Source organism: Streptomyces europaeiscabiei, from assembly GCF_036346855.1.
Classification (GTDB): Bacteria; Actinomycetota; Actinomycetes; order Streptomycetales; family Streptomycetaceae; genus Streptomyces; species Streptomyces europaeiscabiei.
On sequence record NZ_CP107841.1, the window covers coordinates 6204415 to 6223074 of the forward strand.

General features: G+C 70.5%; 16 protein-coding genes. 10 read left to right on the forward strand and 6 right to left on the reverse strand.

Features of this window, described 5'->3' with window-relative positions; all coding sequences use genetic code 11:
- Positions 1 to 763 precede the first annotated feature (763 nt).
- From hemL to OG858_RS27195, 10 genes are all read left to right on the forward strand, one after another.
- Complete coding sequence (hemL, locus tag OG858_RS27150; RefSeq protein WP_319066383.1) at positions 764 to 2083, forward strand: glutamate-1-semialdehyde 2,1-aminomutase; 1320 nt, start codon at positions 764 to 766, stop codon at positions 2081 to 2083.
- Positions 2080 to 2754, forward strand: coding sequence for a histidine phosphatase family protein (locus tag OG858_RS27155; RefSeq protein WP_086754541.1), 675 nt, complete (start codon positions 2080 to 2082; stop codon positions 2752 to 2754). Before hemL ends, OG858_RS27155 begins: the two co-directional genes overlap by 4 nt.
- A gap of 666 nt (positions 2755 to 3420) precedes the next feature.
- Positions 3421 to 4698 carry a polysaccharide deacetylase family protein gene (locus tag OG858_RS27160; RefSeq protein WP_319066382.1) on the forward strand — a complete coding sequence of 426 codons (1278 nt, stop codon included), beginning with the start codon at positions 3421 to 3423 and terminating at the stop codon, positions 4696 to 4698.
- Positions 4699 to 4808: 110 nt separating this feature from the next.
- A complete protein-coding gene (locus tag OG858_RS27165) occupies positions 4809 to 5411 on the forward strand; it encodes a TlpA family protein disulfide reductase (RefSeq protein WP_327744794.1) in 603 nt (200 codons plus the stop codon).
- Between the two features lies 1 nt (position 5412).
- Positions 5413 to 6207 carry a cytochrome c biogenesis CcdA family protein gene (locus OG858_RS27170; RefSeq protein ID WP_327744795.1) on the forward strand — a complete coding sequence of 265 codons (795 nt, stop codon included), beginning with the start codon at positions 5413 to 5415 and terminating at the stop codon, positions 6205 to 6207.
- Between the two features lie 4 nt (positions 6208 to 6211).
- Positions 6212 to 7951, forward strand: coding sequence for a cytochrome c biogenesis protein ResB (gene resB, locus OG858_RS27175; protein WP_327744796.1), 1740 nt, complete (start codon positions 6212 to 6214; stop codon positions 7949 to 7951).
- A 187-nt stretch (positions 7952 to 8138) separates the two neighbouring features.
- Complete coding sequence (gene ccsB / locus OG858_RS27180; protein ID WP_086746091.1) at positions 8139 to 9263, forward strand: c-type cytochrome biogenesis protein CcsB; 1125 nt, start codon at positions 8139 to 8141, stop codon at positions 9261 to 9263.
- 149 nt (positions 9264 to 9412) lie between these two features.
- Positions 9413 to 10015 (forward strand): RNA polymerase sigma factor, encoded by a 603-nt coding sequence (locus tag OG858_RS27185; protein WP_086746095.1) that lies wholly within the window; start codon positions 9413 to 9415, stop codon positions 10013 to 10015.
- On the forward strand, positions 10012 to 11148 hold the full coding sequence (locus tag OG858_RS27190) for a CU044_5270 family protein (protein WP_319066381.1): 1137 nt from the start codon (positions 10012 to 10014) through the stop codon (positions 11146 to 11148). The genes OG858_RS27185 and OG858_RS27190 overlap by 4 nt, the downstream gene beginning before the upstream one ends.
- 495 nt (positions 11149 to 11643) lie before the next feature.
- Entirely contained in the window at positions 11644 to 13305 is a 1662-nt protein-coding gene (locus tag OG858_RS27195) for an alpha/beta hydrolase (RefSeq protein ID WP_328544333.1), read from the forward strand.
- A gap of 110 nt (positions 13306 to 13415) precedes the next feature.
- Here OG858_RS27195 and OG858_RS27200 read toward each other — a convergent pair whose 3' ends face one another.
- The 6 genes from OG858_RS27200 to OG858_RS27225 all read right to left on the reverse strand — a co-directional run bounded on the left by OG858_RS27200 (position 13416) and on the right by OG858_RS27225 (position 18603).
- On the reverse strand, positions 13416 to 15470 hold the full coding sequence (locus OG858_RS27200; protein ID WP_328544332.1) for a hypothetical protein: 2055 nt from the start codon (positions 15468 to 15470) through the stop codon (positions 13416 to 13418).
- A gap of 73 nt (positions 15471 to 15543) precedes the next feature.
- Positions 15544 to 15729 carry a DUF397 domain-containing protein gene (locus OG858_RS27205; RefSeq protein WP_319321377.1) on the reverse strand — a complete coding sequence of 62 codons (186 nt, stop codon included), beginning with the start codon at positions 15727 to 15729 and terminating at the stop codon, positions 15544 to 15546.
- Positions 15730 to 15758: 29 nt separating this feature from the next.
- Positions 15759 to 16145 carry a GntR family transcriptional regulator gene (locus tag OG858_RS27210; RefSeq protein ID WP_086750471.1) on the reverse strand — a complete coding sequence of 129 codons (387 nt, stop codon included), beginning with the start codon at positions 16143 to 16145 and terminating at the stop codon, positions 15759 to 15761.
- Positions 16138 to 16923 (reverse strand): hypothetical protein, encoded by a 786-nt coding sequence (locus OG858_RS27215; RefSeq protein WP_256960682.1) that lies wholly within the window; start codon positions 16921 to 16923, stop codon positions 16138 to 16140. The genes OG858_RS27210 and OG858_RS27215 overlap by 8 nt, the downstream gene beginning before the upstream one ends.
- Positions 16924 to 17123: 200 nt before the next feature.
- Positions 17124 to 18098, reverse strand: a complete 975-nt coding sequence (locus OG858_RS27220) for an isopenicillin N synthase family dioxygenase (RefSeq protein ID WP_408059492.1) — start codon at positions 18096 to 18098, stop codon at positions 17124 to 17126.
- The gene (locus OG858_RS27225) at positions 18091 to 18603 is read right to left on the reverse strand and encodes a nucleoside deaminase (protein WP_328544330.1); all 513 of its coding nucleotides are present in this window, start codon (positions 18601 to 18603) and stop codon (positions 18091 to 18093) included. The genes OG858_RS27220 and OG858_RS27225 overlap by 8 nt, the downstream gene beginning before the upstream one ends.
- Between the last annotated feature and the right edge of the window lie 57 nt (positions 18604 to 18660).

Genomic DNA, 18660 nt, shown 5'->3' on the forward strand with positions numbered 1-18660 from the left:
ATTGACACGATCCACATGATCGGCACGATCCATACGGTCCATACCGTCCATACGGCTGCGCCGCCCGATCCGCTCAGGCCCAGCGCTCTGGATCCGGTCGGAGCCATTGGACGGGACCCGGTCGGAGCCGCTCTGGACGCGGTTGTCACCGGTCTCGGACCGGCCGGTACCCGCTTCCGTACGGTCGGCGTGGTCAGTACGGTCGGCGTCGCCTCGCGGACCGTCCGATTCGTGTGTGCCGTGTGCACTCTGCGGACCGTACACGCCCGGCTGACCCTGCGGGGCGTGCGGGGGCTGTGACCCCGGCGACGCCGGAGGCGCGGGTGGTACCGGTGGGGTCGGTGGGGTCGGTGGCACGGGTGGTACCGGAGGCAGCGCCGGCGGCGCCGCTTGCGGGCCTGGCGACGACCCCTGCGGTCCCGGCCCCGCCGACCCGCTCAGTTCGCCCGGCGCGCTCCGCTCCGTGGGCGCCCCGCGGTCCGACGAACCGGCCCGGTCGGTCGACCCGCTCCGCTCCTGCCGGGTCTCCGCGGCCTCCTCCGCCTCGCGTCGGTGCCTGCCCCGCCGGGCACGACGAGGACCGAGGTCACCGGTCCCCTCGCCCAGTCCGCCACCGCGATGCATATCTCCACCCGAACGCATTTCTGGGCCGCGTGACCCCCGCCGCGCAACCCGATCATCGTGTCAGTGACCTCCCCCGCGACCGCCCGCCGAAACGTGAGCGCAAACACCAGTCGGCAGGATCTTCGGAGCCTCTGACACCATGGCCTGTGTGAGCTATCCGTACGAAGCCCCAGTTTCGCAGACTCTCTTCGAGCGCGCGGCGGCCGTCACGCCCGGCGGCGTGAACTCTCCCGTGCGCGCCTTCCGCGCCGTGGGTGGTACGCCCCGGTTCATGGTGTCCGGTACCGGTCCCTATCTGACGGACGCCGACGGTCGCGAGTATGTAGATCTTGTGTGTTCGTGGGGTCCCATGATCCTTGGGCACTCCCGTCCCGAGGTGATCGCAGCCGTCCAGGAGGCCGTCTCGCGCGGCACCTCCTTCGGTACGCCCGGTGAGGGCGAGGTCGCGCTCGCCGAGGAGATGGTGGACCGGATCGGGCCGCTGGAGCAGGTGCGGCTCGTGTCCAGCGGGACCGAGGCCACCATGTCCGCGATCCGGCTCGCCCGCGGCTTCACCGGCCGCGCCAAGGTGGTGAAGTTCGCCGGGTGTTACCACGGTCACGTCGACTCGCTGCTCGCCGCCGCCGGGTCGGGAGTCGCCACCTTCGCCCTCCCCGACACCCCGGGCGTCACCGGCGCCCAGGCCGGCGACACCATCGTGCTGCCCTACAACGACCTCGACGCCGTGCGGGCCGCCTTCGCCGCCCACCCCGGCGAGATCGCCTGCGTCATCACCGAGGCCTCCCCGGGCAACATGGGCGTCGTACCGCCGCTGCCGGGCTTCAACCAGGGCCTCAGGGACGCCTGCGCCGAGAACGGCGCGCTCTTCGTCTCCGACGAGGTCATGACCGGGTTCCGGACCAGCAGGGCCGGCTGGTTCGGGATCGACGGGGTCGTCCCGGACCTCATGACCTTCGGCAAGGTCATGGGCGGTGGCTTCCCCGCCGCCGCCTTCGGGGGCCGCGCCGACGTGATGGCGTACCTCGCGCCCGCCGGGCCCGTCTACCAGGCCGGCACGCTGTCCGGAAACCCGGTCGCGACGGCCGCCGGGCTCGCGCAGCTGCGGCTGCTCGACGACGCGGCGTACGACGTCGTCGACACCGTGTCGCGGCGGATCCAGGGGCTCGTCTCGGACGCGCTCACCAAGGAAGGCGTCGCGCACACGGTGCAGAACGCCTCCAACATGTTCTCCGTGTTCTTCACGGACACGCCCGTGCGGAACTACGAGGAGGCCAAGGCGCAGGAGTCGTACCGCTTCAACGCCTTCTTCCACTCGATGCTGTCGCAGGGCGTCTATTTGCCGCCGTCGTCGTTCGAGTCGTGGTTCGTGTCGACCGCGCACGACGATCGGGCGGTTCAGCGGATCGCCGACGCCCTTCCGGCGGCGGCGCGGGCAGCAGCGGAGGCTTCGGCAGCATGAGTGACATCACGGTCGTCCACCTGATGCGGCACGGCGAGGTCGCCAACCCGGACGGGATTCTCTACGGGCGCCTCGACGGGTACCACCTCTCCGACCTCGGCCGCCGTATGGCCGACCGGGTCGCCGAGCATCTGGCGTCCCGGGACGTCACGCACGTCGGCGCCTCCCCGCTGGAGCGGGCGCAGGAGACGGCGACGCCGATCGCCAAGGCGCACGGGCTCGACCTCGCCACCGACGGGCGGCTCATCGAGGCGGGCAACGTCTTCCAGGGCAAGACCTTCGGCGTCGGCGACGGCGCGCTGAAGCGGCCGGAGAACTGGAAGCACCTCGTCAACCCCTTCAAGCCGTCGTGGGGTGAGCCGTACGTCGAGCAGGTCGTCCGGATGATGGGGGCGCTCGACGCGGCGAAGGACGCGGCGCGCGGGCACGAGGCCGTGCTGGTCTCGCACCAGCTGCCGATCTGGATCGTGCGGTCGTACGTCGAGAAGCGGCGCCTCTGGCACGATCCGCGCCGGCGGCAGTGCACCCTCGCCTCCCTGACCACGTTCACGTACCAGGGGGACAGGATCGTGTCCGTCGGCTACAGCGAGCCGGCGCGTGATCTGGTGCCGCCGCATCTGTTGGCCGGGGCCAAGCCGGTCAAGGGCAAGGACAAGGCCTTCGGAGCGTGAGCGCTCCGCTGGGTCGGGCCGGGTGAGGGTGGGCTGAGGCCGTCGGGCCGGGTGAGGGTGGGCTGAGGCTGTCGAGCCGGGTGAGGGTGGGCTGAGGCCGTCGGGGAAGTGCGGGCCGGTCGTGGTTGCTCGCGCAGTTCCCCGCGCCCCTGAAGGGTCTGCGGTTCCCGGTGTTCCTGAGGGGCTCCTTGGCCCCGGGGCTTTGAAGGGTCTGCGGTTCCCGGTGTTCCTGAGGGGCTCCTTGGCCCCGGGGCTTTGAAGGGTCTGCGGTTCCCGGTGTTCCTGAGGGGCTCCTTGGCCCCGGGGCTCTGAAGGGTCTGCGGTTGCGCGTGTTCCTGAGGGGCCCCTCGGCCCCGCGGCCCGCAGCGACCTGTAGTCCTTCGCGGTGCTCCTGACGGACCCCCGGCCACCGTGCCTCGGCGACGCCCGGGGGTTCCTGGTGAACCTGAACGACCCGTTGGCCCCGGCGCCCCCGAAAGACCCGCGGTTCCCCGTGCCTCCGAAGGCCCGCAGAGTTTTCCGTGTCGGCCGGAAGGTCTGTGCAGTTCTCCGCGCTCGTAAAGATTTGCGCTTGTCGGAGATCAATGGGAACCTTCGCGTCCTTTCATGCCTCTAAAGCGGTGTGCTTCACGTGAACTGGTACGTGGAATGACCAAGGGGGACGCAATGCGCGAAATATCGCGGAGGGGGATGCTCGGGCTCGGCGTCGGTGCGGGTGCGGTCGCGGGGCTGGGGCTGACCGGGTGCGGTACGGGGCTCGGGGGCAAGCCGGGCGAGGCCGGTGGGTCCGGTGGTGGCGGCAAGGGCCCGGGGAAGGGCGGGAAGCCGGAGAAGAGGGTGAAGCTGCTGGGTGACGGGTCGACGTCGTACACGGGGAAGCAGCCGAACCAGCCCAAGAAGCCGCAGCCGTTGGCGCCCGGCGAGACGCCGCCGCAGTTCGTGGTGTTCTCCTGGGACGGGGCCGGGGATGTCGGGAACGGCCTTTTCGAGCGGTTCCTGAAGGCCGGGAGGGAACACGACGCCCATATGACGTTCTTCCTCTCCGGCATCTATCTCCTCCCGGAGTCGAAAAAGCGCACGTACCTTCCTCCGAACAACGCCCCCGGCGCCTCCGACATCGGTTATCTGACGGATGAACACATCAAGTCGACACTGGGGCATGTGCGCACGGCGTGGCTCGACGGGCACGAGATGGGCACCCACTTCAACGGTCACTTCTGCGGTGGCAGCGGCTCGGTCGGGAACTGGACGCCGAAGCAGTGGCGCAGCGAGATCGACCAGGCGAAGTCGTTCGTCAAGGAGTGGAAGACCAACAGCGGGTGGACGGATGTCGAGCCGCTGCCGTTCGACTACGACAAGGAACTCATCGGCGGGCGGACGCCGTGTCTGATGGGGCAGGAGAACCTGCTGCCCACCGCGCGCGAGCTGGGCTGGCGCTACGACTCCTCCTCGCCCGGCGGCCTCCAGGTCTGGCCCAAGAAGAAGGAGGGCATCTGGGACCTGCCGCTGCAGTCCGTACCGTTCCCCGGCCGCAGCTTCGAGGTCCTCTCGATGGACTACAACATCATGTACAACCAGTCGCAGAACTCCACCCAGGCCCCGCCCGCCAACTACCCGGCCTACCGCACCCAGGCGACCGGCGCGTACGTCGCCGGCTTCCAGCGCGCGTACGAGACGAACCGGGCGCCGCTGTTCATAGGGAACCACTTCGAGGAGTGGAACGGCGGGGTGTACATGGACGCCGTCGAGGAGGCCCTCAAGCACATCGCGCGGGCCAAGGAGAAGGCGCCGGACGGGGAGATACGGATCGTGTCCTTCCGGCAGTTCGTGGACTGGATGGACGTCCAGACGCCGGACGTCCTGGCCAAGCTCCAGACCCTCGGGGTGGGGCAGCAGCCGACGGGTGGGTGGAAGGAACTGCTGGGGGCCGGTCCGACCGCGTGACCTCGCCGCTCCGGTCGGCCGACCTCGCCGCATCAGGCCGCCTGACCTCGCCTTACGGTGCCGTCTGACCCCGCCGTAAGCCCTCGAAACGGGCATGCGAAACTTTTCACATGAGTGTCCGTACGAGCCGTGGTCGTGCCGTTTTGCTCTCTGCCGGGGCCGCCGCCCTGGCGCTGTCGCTGTCCGCCTGCGCGGGCGGTGGCATCGAGGGCGGGGGCGGTGGGACCGGGTTCATCACCGGTTCCGACGGGATCGCGACGGTGAAGAAGGAGGACCGGGACGATGCGCCCGCGCTCTCCGGCAAGACCATCGACGGCGACCAGCTCGATGTCTCCTCCGCCTACAAGGGCAAGATCATCGTCCTGAACGTGTGGGGCTCCTGGTGCGCACCGTGCCGTGCCGAGGCACCCAACCTGGCCAAGGTCTCCGAGGACCTCGCCGACCAGGGCGTGCAGTTCGTCGGTATCAACACACGGGACACCAGCACCCGGCCGGCGGTCGCCTTCGAGGAGCAGTACAAGGTCGACTACCCGAGCCTGTACGACCCCACCGGCAAGCTGCTGCTGCGTTTCGAGAAGGGCTCGCTCAACCCTCAGCTGATCCCTTCCACACTGGTCGTCGACCGCGACGGGAAGCTCGCCGCGCGCACCCAGCAGGCGCTCAGCGAGGAGAAGCTGCGCAAGATGCTCAAGCCGATCCTCGCGGAGAAGTGACGTGGCCGGGACGTCCGTGCTGACCGCGACCACCGCACTGACCACGACCGCCGCCGACGTCAACTCGACCCTCACTGACGGGGCCCTGCTGCTCGCGCTGCCCATCGCCGTCCTCGGCGGGCTCGTCTCCTTCTTCTCGCCCTGCGTCCTGCCGCTCGTTCCCGGCTATCTGTCGTACGTCACCGGAGTCGGCGGCACCGATCTGGCCGACGCCCGCAAGGGGCGGATGGCGGCCGGGGCCGGGCTGTTCGTCCTCGGCTTCACCTTCGTGTTCGTCTCCAGCGGCGCGCTCTTCGGGTACTTCGGCCGGACCCTGCTGGAGCACCAGGACGTCCTGACCAAGGTGCTCGGCGGGCTCATGATCGCCATGGGTCTCTTCTTCATGGGGCTGATGCCCTGGCTGACCCAGCGGGAGTACCGCTTCCACACCCGGCCGGCCACCGGGCTCGTGGGTGCCCCGATACTCGGCGCGCTCTTCGGTATCGGCTGGGTGCCCTGCATCGGACCGACCCTCGCCACGGTCAACATCCTCGCTCTCGACCAGGCCAGCGCCGGTCGCGGGGCCCTGCTGATGGTGGCGTACTGTCTGGGGCTGGGCCTGCCCTTCGTGCTCGCCGCGGTGGCCTTCCGCAAGGCGCTCGGCGCCTTCGCCTGGGTCAAGCGGCACTACGTGTGGGTGCTGCGCATCGGCGGCGGCATGATGATCACGATCGGACTGCTCATGCTGACCGGCGCCTGGGACCGCATCATTCAGGAGATGCAGGTCTGGACCGCCGGCTTCACCCCTGGGATCTGAGCCAATGACGACGACCGACTCCGGCAACCGCGAGAACACCCCTGCTCAGCGCGGGAGCGCCGCCGACGACAACGATCTCGGCGCCGCCGGCTCGCAGCTCTCGACCGCCCCGCAGGAAGAAGCCCCCAACCTGCCGTCCCTGGGCGTGATCGGCTGGGCCCGCTGGTTCTGGCGGCAGCTGACGTCCATGCGGGTCGCGCTGCTGCTGCTGTTCATGCTGTCGCTGGCGGCGATCCCCGGCTCGCTGATCCCACAGTCGGGGCAGGACGCGGCCCGGGTCGCCGACTTCATGAAGCGGCACGACACGCTCGGGCCGGTCTACGAGAAACTCGGGCTGTTCCACGTCTACGGCTCGGTGTGGTTCTCGGCGATCTACATCCTGCTCTTCGTCTCGCTCATCGGCTGCATCGTGCCCCGCACCGGGCAGTTCGTCGGCCAGCTCCGCGGTCGTCCGCCGGGCGCGCCCAAGCGCCTGACCCGGCTGCCCGCGTACGCGACCTGGCGCACGGACGCCGCGCCGGAGCAGGTGCGCGAGGCCGCGCTGAAGGCGCTGAAGCAGCGCCGGTTCCGTGCGCACGTCGCCGGGGACGCGGTCGCAGCCGAGAAGGGCTATCTGCGGGAGGCGGGCAACCTCGCCTTCCACATCGCCCTGATCGTGATGCTCGTCGCCTTCGCCTGGGGCCAGCTCTACCGGTCCGAGGGCAACAAGCTGATCGTCGAGGGCGACGGTTTCGCCAACACCCTCACGCAGTACGACGACTTCAAGTCCGGCAACCTCTTCACCGCCGAGGACCTCAACCCGTTCAGCTTCGACCTCAAGAGCTTCCGGGGCACCTACGAGACGAGCGGCCCGAACAGGGGCACGCCACGTATCTACGAGGCCTCCGTCGACTACGCCGTCGGCGCCGACGGCAAGGAGCGGTCGACCAGGATCGAGGTCAACAAGCCGTTGGAGATCGGCGACTCGAAGGTCTATCTCGTCAGCCACGGGTACGCCCCCGTGATCACCATCAAGGACGGCAGGGGCAAGGTCGTCTTCCAGGACGCGGCGCCGCTGCTGCCGCTGGACGCCAATGTCACCTCCACCGGTGCGATCAAGGTCATGGACGGTTACACCGACGCCAAGGGGAAGTGGGACCAGCTCGGCATCCAGGCCTTCTTCCTCCCGACGTACGGCGGCAAGAACACCGCCGTGGTCTCGCAGTTCCCCGCGCTGCTGAACCCCGTGCTCAACCTGGAGCCGTACCACGGTGATCTCCGGGTCAACGGGGGCATCCCGCAGAGCGTGTACCAGCTCGACAAGTCCAAGCTGAAGGGGTTCAAGGACTCCAAGGGCGCGCAGGTGCGGGAGAACCTGAAGATCGGAGAGTCCATGACGCTGCCGAACGGTGCGGGCACGATCACCTTCGACGGGGTCAAGGAGTGGGCCGGCTTCCAGATCACCCAGCAGCCCGGCAGCGGGTGGGCCCTCGCCGGAGCGATCACCGCGATCTTCGGTCTTGCCGGGTCCCTGTTCATCCAGCGTCGGCGGGTGTGGGTGCGGGCGGTGGTCGGTCCGGACGGGGTGACCGTCGTGGAGATGGCCGGGCTGGGTCGCAGTGAGTCGGCGAAGGTGCCGGAGGAGCTGGGTGAGCTCGCGAGTGTTCTGTATGACCAGGTGCCGGGGGCGTCCGACGCCCCGGAGGCGGAGCCGGACGGTGTGTCCGGCTCCGACGCCGCATCATCCGAAGGGGCTGAGAAATGAATCCTCTCCCTCGCAGATCCAGGGAGATTCCTGGCTCACGCCGCCCAGCGGGCCGGCGGCCCTCCAGGTCTTCCACGATGAACGCCAGCCGGGTTGAAACCAGCCCGGTAACACGACCGCAAGCTTCCCGCCAGACCTCAACGCCCGGCCGCAAGTTGCCGGGATATTCACTCGAAGGAGTGCTGAGGTGATTCTCGCCGCCGCCACCAACGAAAACCTCGCGAACATCAGCAACACCCTGATCTACTCGGCGATGGCCGTGTACACCCTGGCCTTCTTCGCGTACATCGCCGAATGGCTCTTCGGGAGCCGGAGCAAGGTGGGTCGTACGGCCGCCGCGCTCACCGCCGGTGCCGGTGCGGCGAAGACGGCGGACGCGCCCGCGGTGACCGTGAAGACGGCCGGTGGGACCGGTGTGCTGGAGCGGCCGAAGGTGGTCGTGCGGGCCGCCGCCGGTGCCCGGGACGTGCCGGACGGACCCGGCGCGCACGGCGGGGACGAGCAGGGCGACCTCTACGGCCGTATCGCCGTGTCCCTCACCGCGCTCGCCTTCCTCGTCGAATTCGGCGGGGTGCTCACGCGGGCCCTCTCGGTGCAGCGGGCGCCGTGGGGCAACATGTACGAGTTCAACATCACCTTCTCCACCGTGGCCGTCGGCGTGTACCTCTCGCTGCTCGCGCTGAAGAAGAACGTCCGCTGGCTCGGGCTTCCGCTCATCACGACGGTCCTCCTCGATCTCGGTCTTGCCGTCACTGTCTTGTACACCGCCAGTGACCAGTTGGTTCCCGCGCTCCACTCGTACTGGCTGTACATCCACGTCTCCACCGCGATCTTCTGCGGCGCGGTCTTCTACGTGGGCGCGGTCGGCACGATCCTGTACCTGTTCAAGGACTCCTACGAGAGCAAGCTCGCGAGCGGCGGCCGGCCCGGCCGGTTCGCGACCTCCGTCATGGAGCGGTTGCCCGCCTCGGCCTCCCTGGACAAGTTCTCGTACCGGGTCAACGCCGCCGTCTTCCCGCTGTGGACGTTCACGATCATCGCGGGCGCCATCTGGGCGGGCGACGCGTGGGGCCGTTACTGGGGCTGGGACCCCAAGGAGACCTGGTCGTTCATCACCTGGGTCGCCTACGCCTGCTACCTGCACGCCCGCGCCACGGCCGGCTGGAAGGGCCGCAAGGCCGCGTACATCGCGATCGTCGCCTTCGCCTGCTGGCTGTTCAACTACTACGGCGTCAACATCTTCGTCAGCGGCAAGCACTCCTACGCGGACGTGGGCCTGGCCGTGCTGCACTCCGTCGGAGGCGGAGCCTGACGGTTCGGTTTCCGCGCGGCCGCCCCGTACGACTTCCGTACACCGAAGGCCGGTTCCCTTGTGACGTGAGTCACGGGAACCGGCCTTCGGTGTACGGACAGTGGGAGTACGTGGAGACAAATGACGGGGGCACGGGGGACCGGAGTGCGCTGCGCGCGCGGATCAGGGACGGGGACGCGGGGGCCTTCGGGGAGGTCTTCGACGCGTACGCGCGGTCCGTCTACAACCATGCCTTCCGGCTGACGGGGGACTGGTCGACGGCCGAGGACATCGTGTCGCTGACCTTCCTGGAGGCGTGGCGGCTGCGCGGCAAACTGGACGCGGAGGGCGGCTCGCCGCGCCCGTGGCTGCTCGGCATCGCCACCAACGTGGCCCGCAACACCCGCCGGGCCGCCCGGCGCCATGCCGCCGCCGTCGCGCGGCTGCCGAGGCCCGAGTCCGAGCGGGACTTCGCCGACGAGGTCGCCGGGAACCTCGACGACCGGGCGTATCTGCGGGCCGTACGCGCGGCGGTGGACCGGCTGCGGCGCCCCGAGCGCGAGGTGCTCGCCCTGTGTGCCTGGGGCGGCCTCGACTACGCCGCCGCCGCCGAGGCCCTCGGTGTCCCCGTCGGCACCGTACGCTCCCGGCTCTCCCGGGCCCGCGCCAAGCTTGCCGCGCAAGTGCGGGACGGGGAACCAGGCCGCGGGCGCGGACAGACAAGAGGCGGCCACACCTCCGTGGCCGGGCCCATCCAGGAGGGGAACCCGTGAACGACAACCCGTCCCCCCAAGAAGTTCCGTCCTCCCCGGGCATCCCGCCTGCCGAGGACCGGGACCTCCCGCCGGGCCGCCGACGCGTTCTGAGGGAGCACCTGATGCGTGAGATCGACAGTGGCGCGGAGCACGCGGCGAGCGCACGTAGGGCCGAGGACACCGAGGACACCGAGGACACCGAGGGCAACGGCCCGTCCGTGCGACAGTTCTGGCGGCGGCCCGCCTTTGTGGCGCCCGCCGTCGCCGCCGCGCTGACCGTCGCCGTGGTGGTCGGCTCCACCGTGGCCCAGAACGCCACCACGCCGCCGAAGCAGGGCGCGGACAGCGCGACCGGCCGACGCGGCGGGATCCCGAGCGACGAGAGCGCGACCGCGCTGCTGGAGCGGATCGCGGCGGCGGCCGGGAAGCGGACCCTGCCCCCGGTCAGGGACGACCAGTTCGTCTACACCGAGCAGGAGGACTACCACTGGAAGGCGGACGGCGCACTGCCGACCGTGAACTGTGCCATGACCCTGGAAGGGCACCCTTACGGCGTGCGCGAGATCTGGGCGTCGGTCGACGGGCGGCGTGCCGGGCTGTCCCGGCTGTACGAGGGCGACGACAAGGTGACGAACCAGCCCCTCGCCGAGCAGCTGCCCGGCAAGGACCAGGTCAACTTCTTCCGGGAGGCGGAGGACGAGCTGCCCACCGACACCGAGAAGATGTACCGCTATCTGTACGGGCTGAAGTCCGGCGAGAGGCCGTCCGGCAAGGCGTCCGCCGACCGGGACGCCTTCGACAAGGCCGCGGCGCTGCTGAGCGGGCAGCTTCTGCCGTCGAAGGCCGAGGCCGCGCTGTACCGGGCCGTCGCGCGGATTCCCGGGCTGACCGTGGAACGGGGTTCCGAGGACGCGGCGGGGCGGACCGGGATGTCCGTGGGGATCGAAGGGGCGTATCCCGGTGACTTCGCCCAGAGCCGCTCCCGCCATGAACTGCTGTTCGACACAAAGACGTTGGACTTCCTGGCCCTGAACTCGATCAACCTCGACACACCGGACGACGACTGCGAGGTCCTCGACGTCGGCGACCTCGTCTCGTCCGTGGCGGTCCTGCGACGGGGGGTCGTGGACGAGACCGGTCAACGGCCGTGACGACCCCGCCGCCGGCCGGTCCCGCACAGGCGGGGACGCGGCGGTGTGGGCGTCGTGTCTCACGCGGTCCGCCTCCTGAACGGCAGCCCCGAGGCCCCCACCGAGGCCCCCGGAATTCCCGCACACCAAGCCGGCGCCGCCCTCGGCGTGGCTCCCACAGGCTGCGCCGAGCGGTACCCCGCCATCCGCCATCGCGAGGCTCCTCGGTTCGGGCGTGTTCGAGCACGGGGACGAGGGCGACACCGACTTCGACTTCGGGCTCGACCGGGTGCTCGACGGCGTCGAGGCCCTGGTCGAGTCGCGACGCTGATGCCGGTCTCTCCGCGTTCTTGAGAACACCGCCCGGGGCCGGTTCTCCTACAACTCAGGTATCACCCGCCGCTGTTGTGTCATTCCCAGGGTGGAGGGAGGCGCGGCCCGGCGAGGGATCCGCATGCATGGCCGCTTCCTGAATGATCTTTCCTGTCCGAACGTGTGACCGGAAGGATCGATTTCGTGCGCAGACGACGTCTCGTGCCCCTGTTAGCCGTGAGTGTCACGGCAACGCTGGCTCCCGCGCTCGCCACCTCGACGGCCACCGCCGCTCCGGCGGCCTCCCCGTCGACCGTCTCCCGCTCGACCGCCTCCTCGTCCGCCGCCGAGGGCGCGCTGGACCGGTATGTGAAGCAGAAGCCGAAGTGGAAGCGGTGCGACGCCGACGCCCCGGCGAAGTTCCAGTGCGCCACCATCAAGGTCCCGCTGGACTACCGGGCCCCCGGCGGCAAGCGGATCGACCTGGCCATATCCCGGCTCAAGAGCACCGCGCCCGACAAGCGCCGCGGTGTCCTGTTCTCCAACCCCGGCGGCCCCGGGGGCTCGGGGCTCTACATGCCGCTGGGGATCCAGGAGTTGCTTCCCAAGGCCGCACAGCGGAAGTACGACCTCATCGGCTTCGACCCGCGCGGTGTGGGACGGAGCAGCCCGGTCTCCTGCGGTCTGAAGCCGAAGGAGGAGAACTGGCTGCGGCCCTACAAGAAGGAGACGTTCGCCAAGGATGTCGCCTGGGCACGCGGCGTCGCGAACAAGTGCGAGAAGAAGGCGGGCGGCACGCTCCGGCACATCACCACGCGCAACACCGCGCGTGACATGGATCTGATCCGGACGATCCTCGGTGAGAAGAAGATCTCGTACCTGGGTTACTCGTACGGCACCTACCTGGGCGCCGTCTACACCCAGCTCTTCCCGCGCCGGGCCGACCGGTTCGTGCTGGACAGCGCGGTCGAACCGGCGCGCGCCTGGCGAGGGATGATCCAGTGGTGGGCGGAGGGCGCGGAGCCCGCGTTCGACCGGTGGACCGGGTGGGCCGCCGAGCGTTCGGAGAAGTACGGTCTCGGTGACACCCCGAAGAAGGTCGACCGGACCTTCTGGGACCTGGTCGCGCGGGCCGAGAAGAAGCCCATCGAGGTGGACGGGCAGCCGATCACCGCTGATGACATCCGGATCGGTATGCGCGGGGCGGTCTTCTCCCCGGAGTTCGCCTCCGAGGCGATGGTGGAGCTGAAGAAGGCCGCGGCCGGCAAGCCCGCCTCGGCGAAGAAGCTCGCGGTGTTCGCCGGCTCCGTGGGGACCGGGACGGCAGGCGCCGCCGGCGGTGGCGCCGAGGTCCCGTCCGACAACTCGATGGCGAGCTTCTGGGCCGTGGTGTGCGGAGACAACTCGGCCGCGTGGTCCCGGGATCCTGAGAGCTATCGACGGGACGCCATCAAGGACAAGCGCCGTTACCCGCTCTTCGGTGACTTCGCGTCCAGCATCAAACCCTGTGCGTTCTGGGACAAGTCCGTGGAACCGGCGACCAGGGTGAACAACAAGGTCGGCTCCCTGGTCGTCCAGAACGAGTGGGACTCGCAGACCCCGCTGCCCAGCGGTCAGGCCCTGCACGCCGACCTGAAGGGCTCGAGGATGGTCACCGTCCTCGGCGGCGAGGGCCACGGCGTCTACCCGAACGGAAACGCCTGCTCGGACGGCGCGGTCAACGGCTACCTGCTCACCGGAAAGCTCCCGGCGAAGGACGTGACCTGCGAGGCGACGGCCGGCTCGAACGCGGAGGCACGGGAGAACCAGAAGCGGGACGTGCTCCCCGGTTCTCCGCTCCCGGAGCGTGCCCCGGACCGTTTCTGAGCCTCCCTTGACCCGCATGACCCAGTGAAGACGGGGCGGACCTCCTGGCGAGGTCCGCCCCATCGCGCGTCGCCGTCGCCGTCGCCGGAGTCGGAGTCGGAGGCGGTTGGTCACCCCACGCGCAGCGGGCGGCCCGCGAGCGCGTCGTCCGGCCAGTCCTTCGACGCCCGCCACAGGAGGGCGTCGGCGGCCGGGCGGGTGGCGGAGAGGTGTTCCAGGTCCCGGCACATGCGTTCGGCCACCTCGGGGTCCGGTAGGACGAGGGGATCCGTCAGCTGCCACACCGCGTGCAGCAGCCGGCGTACGCGGGCGTGAAGGGCCGGGTCCGGGCGGCCGAGTGCCACCGCGCCCCGGCCGTCGTCGTACGGGGCCGATGCGATGAAGGCCAGGGACTTCAGCCAGGTGCGGGGGTCCGCCCCGTGGAAGGTGTCGCTGAGGTGCGTCACCGCGAAGTCCGCCTCTCCCAGGGCGAGTTCGTGGTGGGCCCGGTGGAGGGGGCGGGCGCTGCCGTAGTGGGCGGCCAGGGTGTGGTGGGCGTCCCGCCAGGTCGGACGGTCCGGACGGTCCGGGCGGTTCGGACGGTTCGGACGGTCCGGGCGGTTCGGGCTGTCGGTGGTGGTCCCGTGGCGGAGCCGCAGCAACAGCAGGGTGCGTAGGAAGGCGTCGCCCACGAAGTGGTCGGGGGCGGGTGGGTGGCCCTCCGCCGCGAGCCGGTCCTCCAGGGCCTGTACGCCCGGCTCGCCGAACCCGGCCGGGAGCCGGGACTCGGCGAGGGCTACCGCCGAGTCGTGGTCGTGGGCGACGGCGAGGACGGCCAGCTCGTCGACGTGCTCCTCGTCCGGGAGCAGGCGGTCCAGCAGCAGTTGGTAGGTGGGGCGTCCGGCGTGGTCGGCGAGCAGCAGGTCGGCCGGCGCGGTGACTCCACGGGGGAGGTTCCGGCGGGCCGCTTCGGCCATGAGTGCCGTGCCGGCGGGATTCCCGCCGGTCAACCGGTGGATGGCGGACGGGAGCAGGGGCGGGAACGGCACCGGTATCGCCACTCGCGCCGGCGTCGGCGGCGGCGTCGACAACGGCACCGGCATCGGTGTTGGCATCGGTGTCGGTGTCGCCTGTTCCGCGCCGCAGGCCGTCTCCAGGACATGCCGCGTCTCGTCGGGTGACAGGGGCGGCAACGGCACCAGCAGGGCGTGCGACGACGGCGTACCACCCGGTGTCCAGCCGTCGGCACGGGTCGCCTCCGGCAGTGTGCGGCGGGTCGCGTTGCGCAGGGCCGGGTGGCCCTGTCCCCGCAGCCCGGCGAAGAACGACACCTGGTCGGCCCTGCCGTCGGCCCGGTCCCGCAGCACCGACTCCATCAGCCGCCGCCCCGCCGCCTCCTGCACGTTGTCGAGCAGGATCACCGGCCGCCCGGCCCGCTGCGCCCGAGGTACGACCCCCGCGTACGCGTCGTCCAGGTCCGCGAGCAGTGCCCGTACGAGGTGGTGCTCGGCGTGGGTCCGGGCGTCGCCGCCCGCCCTGAAGTGCCGGGAGAGGAGCACCAGGCCGAGCTTCGGGCTCCCCGCCGCGTGCGGATGGTCGCGGTACCAGACCGCGCCCCGGCGCAGCCGCCGGTGCGAGGACGACATGCCCTCACTGAACGCCTCCAGCGCGGCCTCGATGATCGCCTCGACCACCGGCTGCCCCTGGACCGACATCGACGACACCAGCCGGGCCACGGTCTTCCCGACCCACCGCCCCGCCAGCCAGCCGCCCGTGTCGCTCAGCAGCAGGACCCGCTCCGCCTCCGTGCAGATCCGCGACAGCCCGCGATCTCCCCAACCTCCGGCCGCCACGGCGAGCAGCCCGCACGCCAGCCGGGGGAACGTGATCCGCCCCGCCCCGCCCACGGGTTCCGCGAGCTGCTCCGCGATCGCCGACAGCGCCTCGTAGGCGGGCGACCAGGTCTCCGGGGGCCGGCCCGGGGGAGGCCGGTCGAACCGCGTCTCCTCGCCGTCGATCAACGCGACGGGAGTACGCCCCCGGCACGCCGCCCGCAACTCCCGCAGCACGGTGCTTCTCCCGAGCCCCCGGGCCCCCGCCAGCACCACGAAGGGGGGTTCCTCCGGGGGCTGGAACGCGGTGGGTATGTCGAAGAGGGCGTGGGTCTGCGTTGTTGCCGTTGTCATAGCTGCTGTGGTTATCAACAGCTGTGGAGGGAGGGGCCGTTGTTCCGGAGTACGGCGAAGGCTGACCGTTCGCTTACGACTCCGACCGAACAGCGCCTATGAAGGAGAGCCAGGCGGAGCGGTTGATGACCAGTACCGGGCCGTGGGGGTTCTTGCTGTCACGGACGGGGACGAGTCCGGGGAAACCGGGGGCTACTTCGATGCAGTTGCCGCCGTTGTCGCCGCTGTGGCTGCTCTTGATCCAGGTCGCCGTGCTCAGCTCGTACCTGGAAGAGGTCCCCTCGTGAACTAGGGCCGGTCCGGGCCCAGCGCCTCGCGGACCGCGGTCAGGATGGCCTCGGTGTCGGCGCCCAGGGCGCGGGCGGAGGAGGTGAAGTCGCGGGCGAGGGTGGCGAGTTGCACGGCGTGTGGGCGGGTCGGGCCGACGGGGGGTGCCGCCACCCGGGTGCCCGCGCCCCGGCGGGTGCGGATCAGTGCGCCGGCCTCCAGCTCGCGGTAGGCGCGGGCCACGGTGCCGGGTGCCAGTCCGAGGTCGGTGGCCAGCTGCCGCACGGTCGGCAGCCGGTCGCCCTCGGCCAGCCGCCCGGTGACGATCAGCGCGGCGAGCTGCGCGCGGATCTGCTCGTACGGCGGGACCTGGCTGGTGGTGTCGACGCGGACGGCGGCCTCACTCATCGTCGTAGGACCCCTCTGCCGCCGCCTCGTCCTCGACGGCCCGCGGTGCCACCACTGTGACCAGGGACCAGACGACGGTGATCAGGTTCAGCAGGGCCAGCGGGTAGAACACCCAGAAGGTGAGCACGCCCAGTACGCCGGCGCACCCCGTCTCCGTCAGCGCGAGGGAGACCATCAGCACGGCGTACAGCTGCTGGCTCGACACCAGTAGGCCCCACGCCCCGGTGACCGCCCACGCGCGGTCCCGGCGCTGCTGCTCCTCGCCGGGGCCGTGGGCGATGCGGCGCAGGGCCCAGACGCAGGTGGGAGTGGCTATGGCGAGCGCGCCGAACATCGGGAGGGTGTAGTACAGGCCGGGCCAGGGGCCGGTGGTCACGCGCATCCCGTTGCAGGCGAGGGTAAAGACCTTCCCTGCACTGAAGACGCGGTCGGGGTCGACGGAGGCCGTGATCACCAGCAGGACGACGAGGGAGACCCCCTGGAGGGCGATCAGAGGACCCATGCGCGGTGGCACATGGTCTCTGACCAGGCGCGGGGCGAGACTCGCGGTGCGGACGGCCTCCTGGGGGCGCAGGGTCAGGGCATCGGCGAGCAGGACGCCGGCCACCGCGCACAGGCCGAAGGCCGTGATGCAGAAGACCACGCGCTGCTCGAACTCGACGTCCCCCAGCGTGGACAGCTCCTGTGCGACCACGAGGCCTATGGCCAGCCCGGACCAGCGGGCGTAGTGGTCGGCGTGGTCGAGCAACCGGTGCTGGAGCGGCGCGGTGTCGAGCATGCGGAGATCCCCCCGGATCATCTTGTATCAAGCGGTGAGTACAAGATGCCCCGGCCGGGATCTTGTGTCAAACGTTCGATACAAGGTGACGCAGGGGGAGACGGCTTCCGGGGTGAGGAGGTTCCCGCGACGCGACGCGACGCGACGCGACGCGACGGGACGCGACGGGACGAGACGCGACGCGGGAGCGGAACGGTCGGTCAGTCGACGGTGATCGAGTCCAGCTGTGCCCGCAGGTAGACGTGCGAGTCCACGGGTGGGTGCGCCACCCGTCCGACCGGCGGGGGAACGGACTCGACGACCGTGCCCGGGGTGCACTCGCCGAAGTAGACCAGCGACATCAGCTCCTCGGCGGGCTCGTCGGCCGGGGGCGGCAGGACGCGGTGGCGTCCGGAACGCCAGCGGTCGCCGGTCCAACGGGCCATCAGGTCACCGATGTTGATGGTGAAGGCGGCGGGGTCGTACGGGGCGTCCTCCCAGCCGCCCTCGTCCGTGAAGACCTGGAGTCCGCCCTTCCCGGCCTGCCGGTCGAGGATCGTGACCGTGCCGAAGTCGGTGTGCGGGCCGATCCGGAACTGGCCCGGCACGGGGTCGCCGATGACCTCCGTGCCCGGGTACCAGTTGATGTTGAAGCCGTAGGTGGGGTGGCTCATGTGCCGGGAGAAGAAGTCCGGCTCCAGACCGAGGGCCTGGCCGAGGAGGGAGAGCAGCAGGTTCTCCAGCTCGGCCATCCGCGCCAGGTACTCCTCGCACAGTGCCCGCAGCTCCGGCACCTCCGCCGGCCACACGTTCGGCGCGTACCACTCCGCGTTCACGACCGGGTCGTCGAACGGCTCGTGCGTCGCGAACGTCAGCGACTCCTTGAGGTCCGGCGGAGTCTCCGTCCCCTCCGCGTACCCGTTGGCCTCGGCCCCCGGCCCGAGCCAGCCGCGTCCGCCGACCTTCACCTCGTACGCCTGCTTGGCCTCGACGGGCAGTACGAAGAAGGCCCGAGCGGCCTTGCGGATACGGGTCCGGAGGCTCGGATCGACCCCGTGCCCCGTCACGAGCAGGAAACCGGCGGTCTGGAGCGCCTCGTCGACGGTACGGGCGATGCCGGCACGGGCTTCGGGGCCGCCGTCGCGCCAGGGGCCCAGATCGATGGTGGGGATGCGGGGCGTCCTGGGCCTATTCACCGATGTCACCGATGTCCTCATTCCACAGTGCCGGGTTGTTCTCGACGAAGTCACGCATCAGGGACGCACACTCCGGGTCGTCCAGCACCAGGACCTCCACGCCGTGTTCGGCGAGCCAGTCGTGCCCGCCGTGGAAGGTCGTGGCCTCCCCGACCACCACCCGCGAGATCCCGAACTGCCGCACCAGGCCGGAGCAGTACCAGCACGGCGAGAGCGTCGTCACCATCGTCGTACCGCGATACGTCCGCTGCCGTCCCGCCGCGCGGAACGCGGCCGTCTCGGCGTGCATGGAGGGATCGTCGTCCTGGACCCGCCGATTGTGACCGCGCCCGAGGAGGCTGCCGTCCGGCCCGTAGAGCGCGGCCCCGATGGGGATGCCACCCTCGGCGAGCCCGGCCCGCGCCTCCTCCACGGCGGTGGCGAGCCATGCGCGTGCCTGTGCCTGTTCCTGTGCCTGTTCCTGATCCACGACGTCATCCACGACGTCATCCACGACGTCATTCATGGCCTCATCCATGGCCTCACTCTGCCCTCGGAACGCCGGGCTCACGTGTATCGCCCC